Origin of the sequence: Aliiroseovarius sp. PrR006, assembly GCF_010500215.1 — a bacterium.
Classification (GTDB): Bacteria; Pseudomonadota; Alphaproteobacteria; order Rhodobacterales; family Rhodobacteraceae; genus Aliiroseovarius.
Genome location: NZ_JAAGOY010000004.1, coordinates 1,038,820 through 1,054,882, shown reverse-complemented (window position 1 = coordinate 1,054,882; position 16,063 = coordinate 1,038,820). Strand labels below are relative to the sequence as shown.

At 54.2% G+C, this 16,063-nt stretch carries 14 protein-coding genes and 3 pseudogenes; 12 read left to right on the top strand and 5 right to left on the bottom strand.

The genetic code is table 11. The features are described from left to right. Nucleotides 1-21: 21 nt before the first annotated feature. Nucleotides 22-528: pseudogene (locus G0Q00_RS05150) on the top strand (transposase); the annotation flags it as partial. Between the two features lie 59 nt (nt 529-587). Here the strand turns inward: G0Q00_RS05150 and G0Q00_RS05145 are convergent. Next, entirely contained in the window at nt 588-1,352 is a 765-nt protein-coding gene (locus tag G0Q00_RS05145) for a DeoR/GlpR family DNA-binding transcription regulator (protein ID WP_163036992.1), read from the bottom strand. A gap of 257 nt (nt 1,353-1,609) precedes the next feature. Here G0Q00_RS05145 and glpD point away from each other — a divergent pair, with 257 nt between their 5' ends. The 10 genes and pseudogenes from glpD (at nt 1,610) to G0Q00_RS05095 (ending at nt 12,780) form a co-directional block, all read left to right on the top strand. Then, nucleotides 1,610-3,196, top strand: a complete 1,587-nt coding sequence (glpD, locus tag G0Q00_RS05140) for a glycerol-3-phosphate dehydrogenase (protein WP_163036990.1) — start codon at nt 1,610-1,612, stop codon at nt 3,194-3,196. 13 nt (nt 3,197-3,209) lie between these two features. Then, nucleotides 3,210-4,298 (top strand): ABC transporter ATP-binding protein, encoded by a 1,089-nt coding sequence (locus tag G0Q00_RS05135; protein WP_163036988.1) that lies wholly within the window; start codon nt 3,210-3,212, stop codon nt 4,296-4,298. Nucleotides 4,299-4,309: 11 nt separating this feature from the next. Further along, entirely contained in the window at nt 4,310-5,386 is a 1,077-nt protein-coding gene (locus tag G0Q00_RS05130; RefSeq protein WP_163036986.1) for an ABC transporter ATP-binding protein, read from the top strand. Then, nucleotides 5,386-6,255: a carbohydrate ABC transporter permease gene (locus G0Q00_RS05125; RefSeq protein ID WP_163036984.1), complete on the top strand. Its 870-nt coding sequence runs from the start codon at nt 5,386-5,388 to the stop codon at nt 6,253-6,255. The genes G0Q00_RS05130 and G0Q00_RS05125 overlap by 1 nt, the downstream gene beginning before the upstream one ends. Before the next feature lie 4 nt (nt 6,256-6,259). Then, on the top strand, nt 6,260-7,123 hold the full coding sequence (locus tag G0Q00_RS05120) for a carbohydrate ABC transporter permease (protein WP_203564895.1): 864 nt from the start codon (nt 6,260-6,262) through the stop codon (nt 7,121-7,123). Between the two features lie 25 nt (nt 7,124-7,148). Further along, nucleotides 7,149-7,421, top strand: a complete 273-nt coding sequence (locus tag G0Q00_RS05115) for a DUF2160 domain-containing protein (RefSeq protein ID WP_163036982.1) — start codon at nt 7,149-7,151, stop codon at nt 7,419-7,421. A gap of 81 nt (nt 7,422-7,502) precedes the next feature. Further along, on the top strand, nt 7,503-9,224 hold the full coding sequence (locus G0Q00_RS05110; protein WP_163036980.1) for an ABC transporter substrate-binding protein: 1,722 nt from the start codon (nt 7,503-7,505) through the stop codon (nt 9,222-9,224). Nucleotides 9,225-9,364: 140 nt separating this feature from the next. Continuing rightward, nucleotides 9,365-10,852 carry a glycerol kinase GlpK gene (gene glpK / locus G0Q00_RS05105; RefSeq protein ID WP_163036979.1) on the top strand — a complete coding sequence of 496 codons (1,488 nt, stop codon included), beginning with the start codon at nt 9,365-9,367 and terminating at the stop codon, nt 10,850-10,852. A gap of 7 nt (nt 10,853-10,859) precedes the next feature. Then, nucleotides 10,860-12,005, top strand: a complete 1,146-nt coding sequence (locus G0Q00_RS05100; RefSeq protein WP_163036977.1) for an iron-containing alcohol dehydrogenase — start codon at nt 10,860-10,862, stop codon at nt 12,003-12,005. An 88-nt stretch (nt 12,006-12,093) separates the two neighbouring features. Then, nucleotides 12,094-12,780, top strand: a pseudogene (locus G0Q00_RS05095) (IS6 family transposase). Nucleotides 12,781-12,937: 157 nt separating this feature from the next. On the opposite strand, the gene G0Q00_RS05090 reads toward G0Q00_RS05095, so the two are convergent. Next, nucleotides 12,938-13,366 (bottom strand): chlorhexidine efflux transporter, encoded by a 429-nt coding sequence (locus G0Q00_RS05090; protein WP_163036975.1) that lies wholly within the window; start codon nt 13,364-13,366, stop codon nt 12,938-12,940. A 267-nt stretch (nt 13,367-13,633) separates the two neighbouring features. On the opposite strand from G0Q00_RS05090, the pseudogene G0Q00_RS05085 reads away from it, so the two are divergent. Beyond that, nucleotides 13,634-14,341: pseudogene (locus tag G0Q00_RS05085) on the top strand (IS6 family transposase). Nucleotides 14,342-14,437: 96 nt separating this feature from the next. Here G0Q00_RS05085 and G0Q00_RS05080 read toward each other — a convergent pair. The 3 genes from G0Q00_RS05080 to G0Q00_RS05070 all read right to left on the bottom strand — a co-directional run bounded on the left by G0Q00_RS05080 (nt 14,438) and on the right by G0Q00_RS05070 (nt 16,042). Continuing rightward, the gene (locus G0Q00_RS05080) at nt 14,438-14,785 is read right to left on the bottom strand and encodes a DUF779 domain-containing protein (protein WP_163036973.1); all 348 of its coding nucleotides are present in this window, start codon (nt 14,783-14,785) and stop codon (nt 14,438-14,440) included. Between the two features lie 89 nt (nt 14,786-14,874). Next, a complete protein-coding gene (locus G0Q00_RS05075; RefSeq protein ID WP_163036971.1) occupies nt 14,875-15,291 on the bottom strand; it encodes a cytochrome c family protein in 417 nt (138 codons plus the stop codon). A gap of 133 nt (nt 15,292-15,424) precedes the next feature. Continuing rightward, complete coding sequence (locus tag G0Q00_RS05070) at nt 15,425-16,042, bottom strand: pyridoxamine 5'-phosphate oxidase family protein (protein WP_163036969.1); 618 nt, start codon at nt 16,040-16,042, stop codon at nt 15,425-15,427. Nucleotides 16,043-16,063 lie beyond the last annotated feature (21 nt).

Sequence of the window (16,063 nt, the reverse complement as noted above, 5' to 3'; positions counted from 1 at the left end):
GCACCGGCCATCAAGGTCTGGATTGGCCCTGTGTTCGTATCAGAGATCCGAAGAAATCGAATTCAACAGCTTCGATCCTTTTCAAGATGGCAGTGGCATCTGGACGAGGTGTTCGTGAAGATCAACGGCGAGCGGCACTACCTGTGGCGAGCGATCGATCACGAAGGAGAAGTTCTAGAAAGTTTTGTCACCAAGCGCCGAGGCAGGCGTGCGGCCCTTAAATTCCTGAAGAAAGCGATGAAACGATACGGCCAGCCAGAGCTTGTCGTAACAGATCGCCTTCGGTCCTACGGGGCAGCAATGCGGGAGATCGGGAATGCCGAAAAGCAGACAACTGGCCGTTATTTGAACAACCGGATTGAGAACTCACACCTCCTATTTCGACGAATGCGAAGTTTGCAGAAGTTCGTCGCCGCCCATTCTTCTGTTTTCAACCACTTCAATCACGAGTGCAGTCTGTCGAACAGAGATCAATTCAAGCTCAACAGAGCCGCCGCTCTTGCCGAGTGGCGCGATCTCTGCGCGGCATTAAGGGCAGTGATGCTGGCCTGGCTGAGAGTGGTTCGAATTTGTCTGACAGCACATCATCAACTCGATGCATAGACAATATCTGTTCCAGAAACATCGCATTGTGTTTTGCAGTCCGCAGGAACCGACTTATCCGTAACAATCGTCGAAATACTCTGCATCGATGCGACAAAGGCAGGGGCTTTTCTGTCGAATTTGGAATTGTCGGCGACCAACATGACGTGATCGCTTTGACGGATGATGGTTTTGCTCACGCTGACTTCTTGCATGTCAAAATCCATTAAATCACCATTCTGCCGCAGGGCCGAACAGCCGATGATTGCGTAATCAAACCGAAACTGATTGATTGTATTCTGAGCAAGGTCCCCGATGAGACCCCCATCAGACCGGCGCAACTGTCCGCCGGTGACGATCACATCAATCTGATCACTGGACGATAGGATGTTGGCAATATTGATGTTGTTCGTGACCACCAGCAGCCCTTCATGATTAAGCAGCTCGGAGGCGACAGCCTCGGTTGTCGTTCCGATATTCAGAAAGATTGCACAATCATTAGGGATCCTTTTTGCGCAGGCACTGGCAATGTCGACCTTCGAGGCTTGATTGAGCATCCGACGTTCATTGTAGGCAATATTGACCGTCGTCGACGGCAAGATCGCGCCACCGTGCACGCGCTCAAGCTCTCCGGTTTCAGCAAGTTCGGTCAGGTCTCGGCGGATGGTCTGGGGGGTGACGCCAAAATGGTCGACAAGCCCGTCCACGGTAACCTTGCCTTCGCGCCGAGCAATTGCAATGATTTCGGGCTTTCGAATAGTCAGAACCAATTTTCCATCCTTTCTTCTCTTATGTTCGTTTTATCGCGGTTTGTGGCGAAGTCACGATTCTTTGTGGTGAATGTGGGAAAAAGCGGTGCTGCGAGTGCGAAATGGTTACGCGGCAGCCGCAGAAGTTCTGATTTTATACTTTTATAACATTGGCTTAAGGATAACGATCACAAACGAACATTATTTACTTTCTTTTGCGCTCGATTTTTGTCACAAATTTAGCACGCCTCTGAGGAGGGGCGACCAGGGAGGACATCATGACACCGGACTTTGATCTTTTGATCATTGGCGGCGGCATCAACGGGTGCGGTATTGCCAGAGACGCTACAGGGCGCGGTCTGCGTGTTTGCTTGTCCGAAATGAATGATCTCGCATCGGCGACCTCTGCATCTTCTACGAAGTTGTTCCATGGCGGCTTGCGTTACCTTGAATACTTCGAGTTCCGCCTCGTGCGTGAAGCGTTGATCGAGCGAGAGAACCTGCTGCGCGCAATGCCGCATATCTCTTGGCCCATGCGCTTTGTTCTGCCGTTTCATGATAGTATGCGTTTTGACACGACGACGCCCACGTCCAAGCTGCTCGGCGCAGTTATGCCGTGGATGAAGGGCCGCCGCCCTGCTTGGATGATCCGCCTGGGCCTATTCATATACGACCATCTTGGTGGACGCGAAATTCTACCTGCAACGTCTAGAATCGCCCTGCATTCAGCGATTGAAGGCAAAGGTTTAAACCCGAAGTTTGAAAAGGCTTACGAGTACTCGGACTGCTGGGTTGAAGACTCTCGGTTGGTCGTCCTGAATGCCCGCGATGCTCAGATGCGCGGCGCACAAATCCGGACGCGCTCGAAGGTCATCAGTGCCGAGGTAAGCGACGGCATTTGGCACGTAGAGATGGAGAATGCCGACACAGGTGACAAGACCACCGTGACTGCCGCGATGGTTGTGAATGCCAGTGGTCCCTGGGTTGGGGATGTGTTGCGCACCACACTGTGTAGCAATTCGCAAGACAGTGTGCGTCTGGTCCGAGGCAGCCACATAGTTACCAAGAAGTTGTTTGACCATGACAAATGCTACTTCTTCCAGGGCACAGACGGGCGGATCATTTTTGCCATTCCCTATGAAACGGATTTCACGCTGATCGGCACAACGGACCAGGATCATGACGATGCGTCCATCAAGCCAGAATGCACGCCCGAAGAGCGGGACTACCTGATCACCTTCATCAATGAATACCTCGCAAAACCAATCAGCGCGGACGATGTGGTTTGGACCTATTCCGGTGTACGCCCACTTTACAACGATGGCGCAAGCTCGGCCTCGGCGGCGACGCGCGACTATGTGCTGAAGCTGGATACGACCCGCGGCGCGCCGTTTCTGAACGTGTTTGGCGGCAAAATCACCACCTATCGGTGTCTGGCTGAAGGCGCGATGGAAGAAATAGAAAAGGTGCTGCCCGTAACGGCGAAACCTTGGACCGCTGGCGTTGCCTTACCCGGCGGAGATTTCGCGGTGGATGGCGTGGATGCTTTGGTGGCGCAGGTCAAGCAGACGTTTGCCTTTTTGTCCGACCGTTGGGCTTTGCGCCTTGTGCGCGCCTACGGCACCGAGGTGCCGGATGTGCTGGGCAATGCCCAAGATAAAAAAGACCTGGGCCAAGACTTCGGCGCCGACCTGTTTCAGCGCGAAGTGCAGTGGCTTATGGAAAACGAATTTGTGCGCACCGCCGAAGATGTGGTGTGGCGCAGAAGCAAACTTGGCCTGCGCATGAGCAGCGCACAGATCAGCGCATTGGATGATTGGATAAAAGCTCGGCTTGCCGCGCAGCAAAGCACTGCAGCCGAATAAGGGGACTATGGACATGACGTTAGAACTAAAAGGCGTTGCGAAATCGGTTGATGGAGTTGTGCATATTCACCCCACCGATCTGACACTTGAAAAAGGTACAATGAATGTCCTGCTAGGTCCTACCTTGTCGGGCAAAACATCTTTGATGCGTCTGATGGCAGGCCTCGATGTGCCAAACGAGGGCACTGTTCACTGGGAAGGCCAAGATGTGACTGGCATGCGCGTTCAAGATCGCAAGGTCGCCATGGTCTACCAACAGTTCATCAATTACCCTTCGATGACGGTCTATGAAAACATTGCCTCACCGCTAAAGCTGATGGGCAAATCTGCCTCCGAGATTGAGGCCGCGGTCAAGAAAACCGCTGACTTGATGCAACTGACGCCGATGTTGCAGCGTAAGCCACTGGAACTGTCGGGCGGTCAACAACAACGTTGCGCGCTGGCGCGGGCCTTGGTCAAAGACGCTGGTCTGGTTTTGCTGGATGAGCCACTGGCGAACCTTGATTACAAACTCCGCGAAGAGCTGCGCGTCGAAATCCCCAAGATCTTCGCAGAGTCTGGGTCCATTTTTGTCTACGCCACAACCGAGCCGGAAGAGGCGTTGTTGCTGGGGGGCAATACAGCCGCCCTTTGGGAAGGTCGAGTGCGTCAGTTTGATCTGACACCGACTGTTTACCGCCAACCAGTTGACGCTACGACAGCGCGAGTATTCAGCGATCCGCCCATGAACTTCCTGCGTGTCAGCAAGACCGGAGCCAAGATCATGTTCGGGGATGGCCAAAGCGCTGCTGCCACGGGTCCCATGGCGAACCTGGCTGATGGGCGTTACATCGCCGGTTTCCGCCCCAACCACGTCGAGATCATCTCGCATACCGATGGGGCGATGGTTTTTGATACCACACTGGTAGTGACCGAGCTCACCGGGTCCGAGACCTTTGTGCACCTGGATCACGACGGCGAGAAATGGGTTGGTTTGATCCACGGTGTGCACAATTTGGAGTTGGGTGCGCCGTTGCAGGTCTATATCGACCCCAGCCACGTCTACATCTTCAACGAAAATGGCGAGTTGGTTGCACCCGCGTCCTACGCGCTTGCAGCATAAGGAGAGAGACTATGGCAAAAATCACCCTCGATAACCTTGCGCATTCTTACTATCCGAACCCCAAGAGTGAAGATGATTTCGCGCTCAAAGAGCTGAACCACGATTGGGCTGACGGCGAAGCGTATGCGCTTCTGGGCTCTTCGGGTTGCGGGAAATCCACGCTGCTCAACATCATTTCGGGTCTGCTGCAACCGTCACAAGGGCGCATCCTGTTTGATGGTCATGATGTGACCCACGCGACCACCTCAGATCGCAACATTGCCCAGGTTTTTCAGTTTCCGGTGGTATACGACACAATGACAGTGCGCGACAATCTTGCGTTTCCGCTCAAGAATCGCGGCGCAGATCCTAAGTATATCGCAGAGCGCGTACAGCAGATCGGCCAAATGATCGGCATGGAAGCCGAGCTGGACAATCGTGCACGCGGTTTGACGGCGGACGCCAAGCAAAAGATCAGCCTTGGACGTGGCATGGTGCGCGAAGACGTGAACGCTCTGTTGTTTGACGAGCCTCTGACGGTGATTGACCCACATATGAAATGGGAACTCCGCACACAGCTGAAATCTTTGCACCACCAGTTTGGTCACACGATGATCTATGTGACCCACGACCAGACCGAGGCGCTAACCTTCGCGGATAAAGTTGTCGTCATGTATGACGGCCGGGTTGTGCAAATCGGCACGCCACAAGAGCTGTTCGAGCGGCCCGAGCATACGTTTGTCGGCTATTTCATCGGTTCACCCGGTATGAATGTGATCCCCGCAAAGGTCTCCGGCAAAATGGCCAATGTGCACGGTGCATCACTGACGTTGGACCGTGGATATACAGCGCTTGATGGCAAGGTCGAGATCGGTGTGCGTCCTGAATTTGTGTCTTTGACCAAAGGTGAAGGTCTGCCCGTCAACGTACGCCGCGTCGAAGATGTCGGTCGTCATAAAATCGTGCGAGCAGATCTATTTGGCAATGAAATCAACATCGTTGCGGGTGAGGATCAGAGCATTTCGCCGGACATGAACCGCGTCGTCTTCGATCCAAAGCATGTGAACGTTTACGTCAACGACTGGCTCAAGGTAGGGGAGGCCGCCTAATGGAAAAGACAGTTAACCAAAAGGCATGGTTCTTGGTCCTGCCAGTTCTGTTGCTCGTGGCGTTTTCCGCCGTGATCCCGCTGATGACAGTGGTGAATTACTCGGTGCAGGACACCTTCGGGAACAATCAATTCTTCTGGGCAGGTCTCGAGTGGTTTGAAGATATGCTGCATTCAGACCGGATGTGGGATGCTTTGGCACGCCAGCTGATGTTCTCCGCGATCATCCTCATGATCCAAATCCCGCTCGGAATATTTGTCGCGCTCAACATGCCCAAAAGCGGGTTTTGGTCCAGCTTCTGTCTGGTCATGATGTCACTTCCGCTGCTCATTCCGTGGAACGTGGTGGGCACCATCTGGCAGATCTTCGGCCGTGTCGACATCGGGCTTCTGGGCTATACTCTTGATGCGCTTGGAATTTCCTACAACTACACGCAAAACAGCTTTGCGGCATGGGCGACGGTTATCGTGATGGACGTCTGGCACTGGACCTCGCTTGTGGCGTTGCTGGCCTTCGCGGGTCTCAAATCGATCCCCGACGCCTACTATCAGGCTGCGAAGATCGATCAGGCTAGCCGCTGGGCCATCTTTCGTTACATCGAGCTGCCAAAAATGATGGGTGTTCTGATGATCGCGATTTTGTTGCGCTTTATGGACAGCTTCATGATCTACACAGAGCCATTTGTTGTCACAGGCGGCGGCCCCGGCAATTCGACAACGCTGCTGTCAATCGACCTTGTGAAGATGGCACTTGGACAGTTCGACCTCGGACCAGCTGCGGCCTTCTCGATCATGTATTACCTCGTGATCCTGCTGATTTCCTGGGTGTTTTACACCGTGATGACCAATCTAGACAAAAAGGGGGGCTAAGATCATGACTGATGTATCATTGGCATCTTCGACAGCGACAATCGCGAACAAGCCCAAGAGCCGTATCAAGGTCAAAGGCTCGGTGGTTGTCATGACCCTCTACCTGCTCTTCTTGATGCTGCCGCTTTACTGGCTGCTGAATATGAGCCTGAAGACCAACACGGAAATTCTGAACGAATTCACGTTGTTCCCCAGCAACCTGACCTTCGCGAATTATGCCACCATCCTGACGGACCCGTCATGGTACAACGGCTATATCAACTCGTTGATCTACGTGGTGATGAACACCGTGATCAGCCTGACGGTGGCGCTGCCTGCGGCTTACGCCTTCTCGCGCTACCGGTTTATGGGCGATAACCACTTGTTCTTCTGGCTGCTGACCAACCGTATGGCCCCCCCCGCCGTGTTCGCGTTGCCATTCTTCCAACTCTATTCCTCGGTTGGTCTGTTTGACACGCATATCGCGGTTGCTCTGGCGCACTGCCTGTTCAATGTGCCGCTGGCTGTATGGATCCTTGAGGGGTTCATGCGCGGTGTCCCAAAGGAAATCGATGAGACCGCCTATATTGACGGCTACAGCTTTGGGAAGTTCTTCGTGAAGATCTTCACGCCGCTCATTGCGTCCGGCATCGGTGTCGCAGCCTTCTTCTGCTTCATGTTCTCATGGGTTGAGCTGCTACTGAGCCGCACGCTGACCACGGTTGATGCAAAGCCCATCGCTGCGATCATGACACGCACCCAAGGGGCTGCCGGTATCGACTGGGGTGTGCTGGCTGCCGCTGGTGTGCTGACCGTCGTGCCTGGCGCCTTGGTTATCTACTTTGTCCGCAACTACATCGCCAAGGGTTTTGCCCTGGGCCGCGTGTAAGCCTGAAATTCGAAAGGATACTGACATGGAATGGATGGCATGGACCTGGCCCACGGCGATCTTCTTTATCTGCATCGCATGTACCCTATCCGTTTTCACGGTACTGGCGATCAAATTTCCTGAAACCCCCCGCAAAGGGGTGCTCAGAATCGAGACGACACGTGGTGATCGTCTCTTCATCACACTGCTCGGCTCTGCCTTTATCAATCTGGCATGGCTGGGCGTGGTCAGTGCGAACCAACCGTTCGCACTCATAGTCTGCCTTATCTACGCAATAGCGGTCTTTCGCTGGGTGTAGATAGGACAGTCGTCACCCCGGAGACTTAGCGGTTCTCCAGAGCGACTAGTGAAACAACGTTTCCATAACTGGGAGGAAATAATGAAGGTATCGCTAAATTCAAGTACAGCGCTGGCGCTATCACTTGGTCTGCTGAGCACACCTGCTTTTGCCGACATGCAAGCCGCGAAAGCGTTCCTGGACGGCGAAATCGCCGGCCTGTCTACGCTATCTCGTGCAGATCAAGAAGCCGAGATGCAGTTCTTTGTTGATGCATCGGAGCCCTACAAGGGCATGGAGATCAAAGTTGTCTCTGAGACCATTGCAACGCATCAGTACGAAAGCGAAGTGCTCGCACCTGCGTTTGAAGCCATTACCGGCATCAAGGTCACGCACGACCTGATCGGTGAAGGTGACGTTGTCGAAAAACTGCAAACGCAAATGCAGTCCGGCGAGAACATCTATGACGCCTACATCAACGACTCTGATCTGATCGGTACGCACTGGCGCTACAAGCAGGTTCGTAACTTGACAGACTGGATGGCTGGCGAAGGTAAAGACGTCACACTGCCTACACTGGATGTTGATGATTTTATCGGTACATCCTTCACCACCGGTCCCGACGGCAAACTGTACCAGCTGCCCACACAGCAGTTCGCAAACCTTTACTGGTTCCGCTACGATTGGTTCAACGACGAGAAAAACAAAGCAGACTTCAAAGAAGCCTTTGGTTATGAGCTCGGCGTTCCTGTGAACTGGTCCGCATATGAGGACATCGCCGAGTTCTTCACCGGTCGTGATCTAAGCCACCTCGACGTTGAAGGCGAAGTCTTTGGCAACATGGACTACGGTAAGAAAGATCCATCCTTGGGTTGGCGTTATACCGACGCGTGGATGTCCATGGCTGGAATGGGTGACGCTGGTGAACCGAATGGTCTGCCGGTTGACGAATGGGGTATTCGTGTGAACGAAAACTCCCAGCCTACCGGTTCGTGTGTGGCCCGTGGTGGTGCAACCAACGCGCCAGCTGCGGTATACGCTGTGACCAAGGCTATCGAATGGCTTGAAAAGTACTCGCCCCCGGCTGCTGCTGGTATGACGTTCTCGGAAGCAGGCCCAATTCCTGCGCAGGGTAACGTTGCACAACAGATGTTCTGGTACACTGCTTTCACCGCAGCAACTGTCGAACCTGATCTGCCCGTGATGAACGAAGATGGCACGCCCAAGTGGCGCATGGCACCTTCGCCCCACGGCGCATATTGGAAAGACGGCCAGAAGATCGGCTACCAAGATGCTGGTTCCTGGACGCTGATGGAGTCCACACCTGTTGATCGCGCGCAAGCGGCTTGGCTCTATGCCCAGTTCGTTGTGTCCAAGACGGTTGACCTGAAGAAGTCTGATGTGGGTCTTACATTCATTCGTGAATCCACGATTGATAGCCAGCACTTCACAGATCGCGCTGACAAGCTGGGCGGCTTGGTAGAATTCTACCGTTCCCCTGCGCGTGTTCAGTGGTCACCAACAGGCACGAACGTTCCTGACTATCCGAAGCTGGCGCAGCTGTGGTGGCAGAACATCGGCGACGCAATGTCCGGTGCGAAGACTCCACAAGAAGCGCTTGATCAGCTGTGTGCCGATCAGGAAAAAGTACTGTCGCGTCTTGAGCGTGCGGGCGTCCAGGGTGACCTGGGTCCGAAGCTGAATGACGAGATGAGTGCCGATCATTGGCTGTCTCAGCCTGGCGCACCTTACGCCAAGCTTGAGAATGAAGACGAAGAGCCTAAGACGATCGCTTATGATGAGCTGATCAAGTCTTGGCAGTAAAGGGTCTCCTCCCTGATTGTGGGGCGCGTATGCGCCCCACAATCTAACGGAAACATTCTCTTCCTGAATGCCATGTAATTGCAAACTTCACGGGGCGGCTTAGCCACCTCTTCCTCTTTTGCGGCCGAATGAGACTTCACATGAAATATGTACTCGCGATTGATCAAGGAACCACGTCCACCCGCGCAATCCTGTTTGATGAAAGATTAACCGTAGTTGCGCAGGCGCAAGAAGAGTTCCCGCAGATTTTCCCCCAATCCGGTTGGGTTGAGCATGATCCCAGCGATTTGTGGGGCACCACTGCGGGAACCTGCCGCGCGGTGATTGAACGTGCCAATATTGATGCTGCAAACGTCGTGTCTATCGGCATCACGAACCAGCGCGAAACCACCATTGTGTGGGATCGCACCACCGGCGAACCCATTCATAACGCGATTGTCTGGCAAGACCGCCGCACCGCAGATTTCTGCAAAAACCTGCGCGATGCAGGTCACGCTGATATGTTCGCGGACCGAACAGGTCTTCTTGTCGATCCGTATTTCTCAGCTACCAAGCTCAAGTGGATCTTGGACCATGTGGAGGGCGCAAGGGCAAAAGCGCAGAACGGCGACCTGCTGTTTGGCACGGTGGACACGTTCCTGATCTGGAAGCTGACCGGGGGTAAATCGCACCTTACCGATGCTACCAATGCCGCCCGCACCATGCTTTATGACATTCGCAAAGGGCGGTGGAGCCAGACCATCTGCGATCTGTTCGACATCCCGATGAACATGCTGCCCGCGGTCAAAGACAGTGCCGACGAATTCGGCCACAGTCGCCCCGATCTATTTGGCCGGCCCATCCCAATTTGTGGTGTCGCAGGGGACCAACAAGCTGCCACCATAGGGCAGGCTTGTTTCCAGCCGGGGATGTTGAAATCCACCTACGGAACAGGCTGTTTTGCACTGTTGAACACCGGCGACACGCCCGTGAAATCAAAGAACCGTTTGCTGACGACAATTGCCTATCAGCTTGATGGCAAGCCGACCTATGCATTGGAAGGCTCGATCTTTATCGCGGGCGCTGTCGTGCAGTGGTTGCGCGATGGTCTGAAAATTATCCGCGACGCCTCTGAGACGCAGCCCATGGCGCAACACGCGGATGACGCGCAGTCCGTCGTGCTTGTGCCTGCCTTCACCGGTCTTGGTGCTCCGTATTGGAATCCAGAATGCCGTGGTGCTGTCTTTGGATTGACGCGGAATTCCGGCCCGAACGAACTGGCCAAGGCCGCATTGGAAAGCGTCGGATATCAGACCCGCGATCTGTTGGATGCGATGCGAGCCGATTGGACCACCGACGCGGCCTCCAGTGTGCTGCGAGTGGACGGCGGGATGAGCGCCTCCGACTGGGCGATGCAGTTTCTGGCTGACATCATTGATGCTCCCGTAGACCGGCCCAAAGTTCTTGAGACCACGGCACTTGGGGTTGCATGGCTTGCAGGAATGAAAGTGGGCGCAATGCCTGGACAAGAAGATTTTGTTAAACAGTGGGAGCTTGACCGGCAATTCCAATCCCAGATGCCAGAAAGCGTTCGGGCACAGAAGTACACAAATTGGCAACGTGCCGTGGGCGCGACTTTGGGGTATTGAGCGCGTGTTGCCCATCAATCCCTTTTCGATCACTTGCAAAACCGACGTGCATTTCGGTGCAGGCACCCATCGCAAATTGATTGATCTGCTGCCGCAAGGCGTGCAATCAATTCTGTTGGTTAAAGGCGTCTCGAATGGTCCTTCTGCTCCGGTCCGCCTGCTGTTGTCGGGTGCCGGGTTTCACTGTGCGACGGTCGTTTGCGCCAGCGAACCCAGTGTGCGTTCGGTCAACGAGGCGTGGCGCGCCATCGGTAAAATACCCGTTGATTGCATTGTGGTTTGTGGCGGCGGCTCGGCCATTGATACGGGCAAGGCGCTGCGCATTGCTGTGCAAAAAGGCGCCCCACTGACGGATGATGACTTCGCAGTGAACCATGTCGCTTGCGTGGATATTCCTCTGATCGTCCTTCCGACAACGGCCGGAACGGGATCCGAAGTGACACCAAACGCGGTTCTTGGTGCAGCGACGCGCGATGCCAAGATCAGTTTGCGGGGGCAGGGGCTTCAGCCTTCTATTGCGATTGTCGACCCAGACCTGATGCGCGCCGCCCCCAAAGCGGTTGCGCTCTACGCAGGGTTGGATGCGGTTGTGCAAAACATTGAAGCCCATATCTCGGCCTTCGCCAATCCTTTCACGCGCGCCCTGTCCGGGCCTGCGGTTTCCAGCACCTTGGGTGCGCTTCGCGATGTGATCGAGCGCGACGACCCGGATGCCTGGACACAACTGGCATGGGGAAGCCTCTCCAGCGGCATTGCGCTGGCGAATGGCGGTTTGGGTGCGGTTCATGGTCTTGCATCGATCCTTGGGGCGGCGTACCCGGCTCCTCATGGAGCTCTTTGCGGGCGCCTGCTGACGCCAGTGCTGAAAGCAAACTTGGCGTCAGAGCTGTGCACGGAAGACATTCGATGTGACATCATGATGTGCCAGCAGGCTATCCTTGATGTGTTTGCGCCTACGGACCCTCTTGATCCCCTGTCGGGCTTTGAATCTTGGCTCACCACGCAGAATCTGCCCCGTCTTGCCCATTGGGGCATCCAGTCTGATCAGATTGATGCTCTGGCAGAGGCTGCTTTAAGCGCCTCATCCAGCCTGAAAAACCCAGTCAAACTAGAAACAATCGAGCTGGCGCAAGTCCTTCGGGACGCGCTTTAGGAGCGAAACTCGTGACGCCTTCCCATAGAAAGGCAGTGTCAGAAGAAGCCAGCTTGAGACGGGCAGGGCGCTGAATTAGCGTCCCGCCATGTCTAATCTCTCTCCCTTTCGCTATTTCAAAACCAGCCCCGAGATTATCCGCCTTGCGGTGATGATGTATGTCCGGTTTCCACTTTCGCTTCGAAATGTAGAAGACCTTTTGCATGAGCGCGGGGTCGAAGTGAGCCACGAAACAGTGCGCTATTGGTGGAACCGGTTTGGTCCATTGTTCGCTTCTGAGATCTGAAGAAAACGGGTTCAGCAACTACGATTGTTTTCACGTTGGCAATGGCATCTGGATGAGATCTTCGTGAAGATCAACGGCGAGCGACATTACTTGTGGCGAGCAATTGATCACGAAGGGGAGGTGTTGGAAAGCTACGTCACGAAGCGCTGAAACAAGCGCGCAGCCCTTAAGTTCTTGAGGGAAACGATGAAACGGTATGGCCAGCCTGAGTTGGTTGTTACTGGTCGCCTGAGGTCCTACGGGGCAGCAATACGGGAGATGGGGAATGCAGAAAAGCAGACATCTGGCCGTTATTTGAACAACCGGATTGAGAACTCACATCTCCCATTTCGACGACAAGGAAGGGCCATGTCACGTTTTCGACGAATGCGAAGTTTACAGAAATTCGTCTCTGTCCATGCCTCTGTTTTCAACCACATCAATCAGGATCGCAGCCTTTCAAACAGAGACCAGTTCGAGCTCAACCGAACCGCCGCTCTTGCCGAGTGACGTGGTCTCTGCGCGGCATAAAGGGCAGTGTGACGGGCCTGGCTGAGACTGGTTAGAATTTGTCTGACAGCACACCCATGTGCCGCGATCACCGATCATTCGCAGAAAAACGCCTGACGCGGACGGTTGCGAGATGCAGCCGGTAGCAGCGTAGTGGTTACTCGGAAAGTAACGTGCTCGATTGCACCGGGCGCACCATGTCGAAGGTAAGGTGAAATAGATAGCCATACACAGCATAGAAAAGCGTGAGCCAGATATTGACAGCTAGGGCGCCCCAGGCCCCTTGCTCGCTGATCAGCATGACAACGGGAAAGGTCAAGGCAATTGACGATATTTCCAGCGAGACCGCGTGGAGCACCCGCCACCTGTGCGGTCGGGCGCTGGCCATTCGGCGAAATGCGTAGAGATCGAATTTGTCAAAAAGCGTATTGTGCACGGGTGCCCAGGTCAGCACCACCGCGGAAATACACACCAGCAGAAAGAATGAATGTCCCGACGAGGTGCTGAAGAATAACGCGTATAGCGGCGCTGCAATTATCAGACCACCCAGTTCGAAACTTATTGTCTGGATGATACGTTCTTTCATTGATCTCAAAGCCATCTGATCACCCTCTGGAAACGAGTACGATAGGGCTGAGCATCGTGCTCCCCTAAGTTTTTTAGGCCATGATTGTCTGGAAACCTGTGACGCGGATCACATAGCGGGCTGTTTTTGCGTACAGGAACGCGTTCAGCCTTGTTCGATCCGTGCCACTACGATCTTATGCAGATTTGGGTGACGGATCAGCTTTTGTTGGGCAGTGTCAGAGCAAACACGCTTGAGACGGGCGGGGTGCTGAATTAGCGTCCTGCCATGCCTAAACGTTCCCCATTTCGCTATTACAAAACCAGCCCCGAGATCATCCGCCTTGCGGTGATGCTATATGTTCGGTTTCCACTTTCGCTGCGGAATGTGGAGGACCTGCTGCACGAACGTGGCATCGATATTAGCCACGAAACCGTGAGATATTGGTGGAACCGGTTCGGTCCATTGTTCGCTTCTGAGATCTGAAGAAAACGGGTTCAACAGCTCCGTACTTTTTCACGATGGCAGTGGCACCTGGACGAGGTGTTCGTGAAGATCAACGGCGAGCGGCACTACTTGTGGCGAGCGATTGATCATGAAGGTGAAGTGCTGGAAAGCTACGTCACGAAGCGACGGAATAAGCGCGCAGCCCTTAAATTCTTAAAGAAAGCGATGAAACGGTATGGCCAACCTGAACTTATCGTTACAGATCAACTCAGATCCTAAGGAGCTGCAATGCGGGAGATTGGAAACGCCGAGAAGCAAGCGACCGGTCGCTATTTGAACAACCGGATTGAAAACTCACACCTTCCATTCCGACGACGAGAACGAGCGATGTCACGATTTCGACGAATGCGAAGTTTGCAGAAATTCGTTGCCGCCCACGCCTTGGTTTTCAACCACTTTAATCACGAGCGGAGCCTATCGAAACGTGAACATTTCAAGCTCAACCGAACCGCCGCTCTTGCCGAGTGGCGTGGTCTCTGCGCGGTATAAGGGGCAGTGTGACTGGCCTGGCTGAGACTGGTTAGAATGAGTCTGACCGCAGATCGCTTAGGCCTGTTGTGGAAAACAGAGCATCATAAAGGCACTTTATTCATCGACAGACAGGATGCGCGAGCGCGTTAAAAAATGGGTTGTCCGACCATTGTCCAAGCTGAAACCGGCGCCGGTACCAGGCCCTGCATCAAGGATCATTTGAGAATTCTTCCAGAGTTCCGCGATGGATGGGGCTGCCCAGATACCGGCATTGTCCGCATCGCCCAGTTTGATGTCATTTGACCCAATCATGACGTCGGCTTCGCGGAAACACATGGGCCCGGTGCCATCACAGCACCCGGCTGAGATCTTGAACACAACGTCACCGTGTTCGGCCCGAATTTCTTCAAGCAACGCCAACGCGGCTTCAGTTACGACTACTTTTTCCACTTCGTCCACCATCGCATGGCTCCTTGTTTATGGAGTCAGCGTAGTTGGAAAGAGCAGTTGGCAGTATGAGACTAAAGTCTAAAGGCGTTGGCGCCAAAAGATCATTCGGAAATCGCCGAGTTGTCCTGAGTTGTGATGCTCGACAGATAGGCAATGATGAAATCCTGAACCGTGCGGTCTTCGATGCCGACATGGCGCATCTTGGTGCCAGGCATGAAGCCGTCATTGTCTTCCATCCACGCGCGCAAAGCGGCGGGTGTCCAGACAATGCCCGAGGCCTCAAGGCTGGTCGAATAATCATAGTCTTGGACCATACCAGCGCCGCGTCCGACGATATTTTCTAGCGGCGGGCCATAGCTGGGGCCGGAAGCATCCGCGGCATGACACTTGCGGCATTCGGAGTTGTACAGCTTTTCACCAGCTTCAACTTTGATCTTTTCAAAAGTGGTTTCAGCCAAGGCGGGGGAAGCGCAGACAGCAAGGCAAAGGGCGCTGAAAGTGTGGGCGAGATGTTTCATTGGAACCTCCGATTTGATGCCCAACCCTAGAATGCTGCACCCGCAGTCCGTTTGACGCAGGTCAACAAAACAAGGCTATCTCTCTACGACTTTAGTCGTAGATGCGCTGTGCTCTGAGTGTGGATCTAGGTTATTAGCGGCTTGCCTTTAGGGCCGCCAGTTCAGCTTTCAATGCGTCGTTCTCTGCCTGAAGGTCGGCTGCATAGGTTTCGGTTGCAGCATTCGCAACATCGACGGGCACAAAGGTAGGGATGTACTTCGGACAGTTCCAGTCCATCGCGACCACGTCGACGATCAACAACCGTTCAGCAGGCGTTCCTTCGGTTTGAAACTGCTCCAGAACTGCCGGATCAGCATCAGCAAGCCGTACCAGTGTGGCGTGCCCCTGCAATTTCATGCGCCCACGACGCATGTAGTCCATCAAGAACAACGAAACACGCGGATCCTCGGCAACATGCCCCATGGTGATGAACTGTCGATTGCCGACATAATCAAGACAGGCCACGCGGGTTGGGCCAATCACTTTCAGAAAACCCACCGGACCGCCCCGATGCTGGATGTAAGGCCAACCGTCTGAGTTCACACTTGCGATATAGAAGCTTTGACGCGTTTGGATGAAGGCGATGTCAACGTCGCTTAGCGCTGCCTGCGTGCGCCGCTGATAATTGGCCTTGTGGATGCCGTGGCACCCTTCGGCCTTTTGGATCTCGGCAACTTGCCCGCGAAACATCAGGTCTGCGTAGTTTTCCATGCTGGCGATCCTGTGTTGATG

Excerpts from the sequence above, each read along its gene's own strand:
- glpD (WP_163036990.1), top strand. The coding sequence starts at position 1,610 with ATGACACCGGACTTTGATCTTTTGATCATTGGCGGCGGCATCAACGGG.
- G0Q00_RS05135 (WP_163036988.1), top strand. The coding sequence starts at position 3,210 with ATGACGTTAGAACTAAAAGGCGTTGCGAAATCGGTTGATGGAGTTGTG.
- G0Q00_RS05130 (WP_163036986.1), top strand. The coding sequence starts at position 4,310 with ATGGCAAAAATCACCCTCGATAACCTTGCGCATTCTTACTATCCGAAC.
- G0Q00_RS05125 (WP_163036984.1), top strand. The coding sequence starts at position 5,386 with ATGGAAAAGACAGTTAACCAAAAGGCATGGTTCTTGGTCCTGCCAGTT.
- G0Q00_RS05120 (WP_203564895.1), top strand. The coding sequence starts at position 6,260 with ATGACTGATGTATCATTGGCATCTTCGACAGCGACAATCGCGAACAAG.
- G0Q00_RS05115 (WP_163036982.1), top strand. The coding sequence starts at position 7,149 with ATGGAATGGATGGCATGGACCTGGCCCACGGCGATCTTCTTTATCTGC.
- G0Q00_RS05110 (WP_163036980.1), top strand. The coding sequence starts at position 7,503 with ATGAAGGTATCGCTAAATTCAAGTACAGCGCTGGCGCTATCACTTGGT.
- glpK (WP_163036979.1), top strand. The coding sequence starts at position 9,365 with ATGAAATATGTACTCGCGATTGATCAAGGAACCACGTCCACCCGCGCA.
- G0Q00_RS05090 (WP_163036975.1), bottom strand. The coding sequence starts at position 13,366 with ATGAAAGAACGTATCATCCAGACAATAAGTTTCGAACTGGGTGGTCTG.
- G0Q00_RS05080 (WP_163036973.1), bottom strand. The coding sequence starts at position 14,785 with ATGGTGGACGAAGTGGAAAAAGTAGTCGTAACTGAAGCCGCGTTGGCG.
- G0Q00_RS05075 (WP_163036971.1), bottom strand. The coding sequence starts at position 15,291 with ATGAAACATCTCGCCCACACTTTCAGCGCCCTTTGCCTTGCTGTCTGC.
- G0Q00_RS05070 (WP_163036969.1), bottom strand. The coding sequence starts at position 16,042 with ATGGAAAACTACGCAGACCTGATGTTTCGCGGGCAAGTTGCCGAGATC.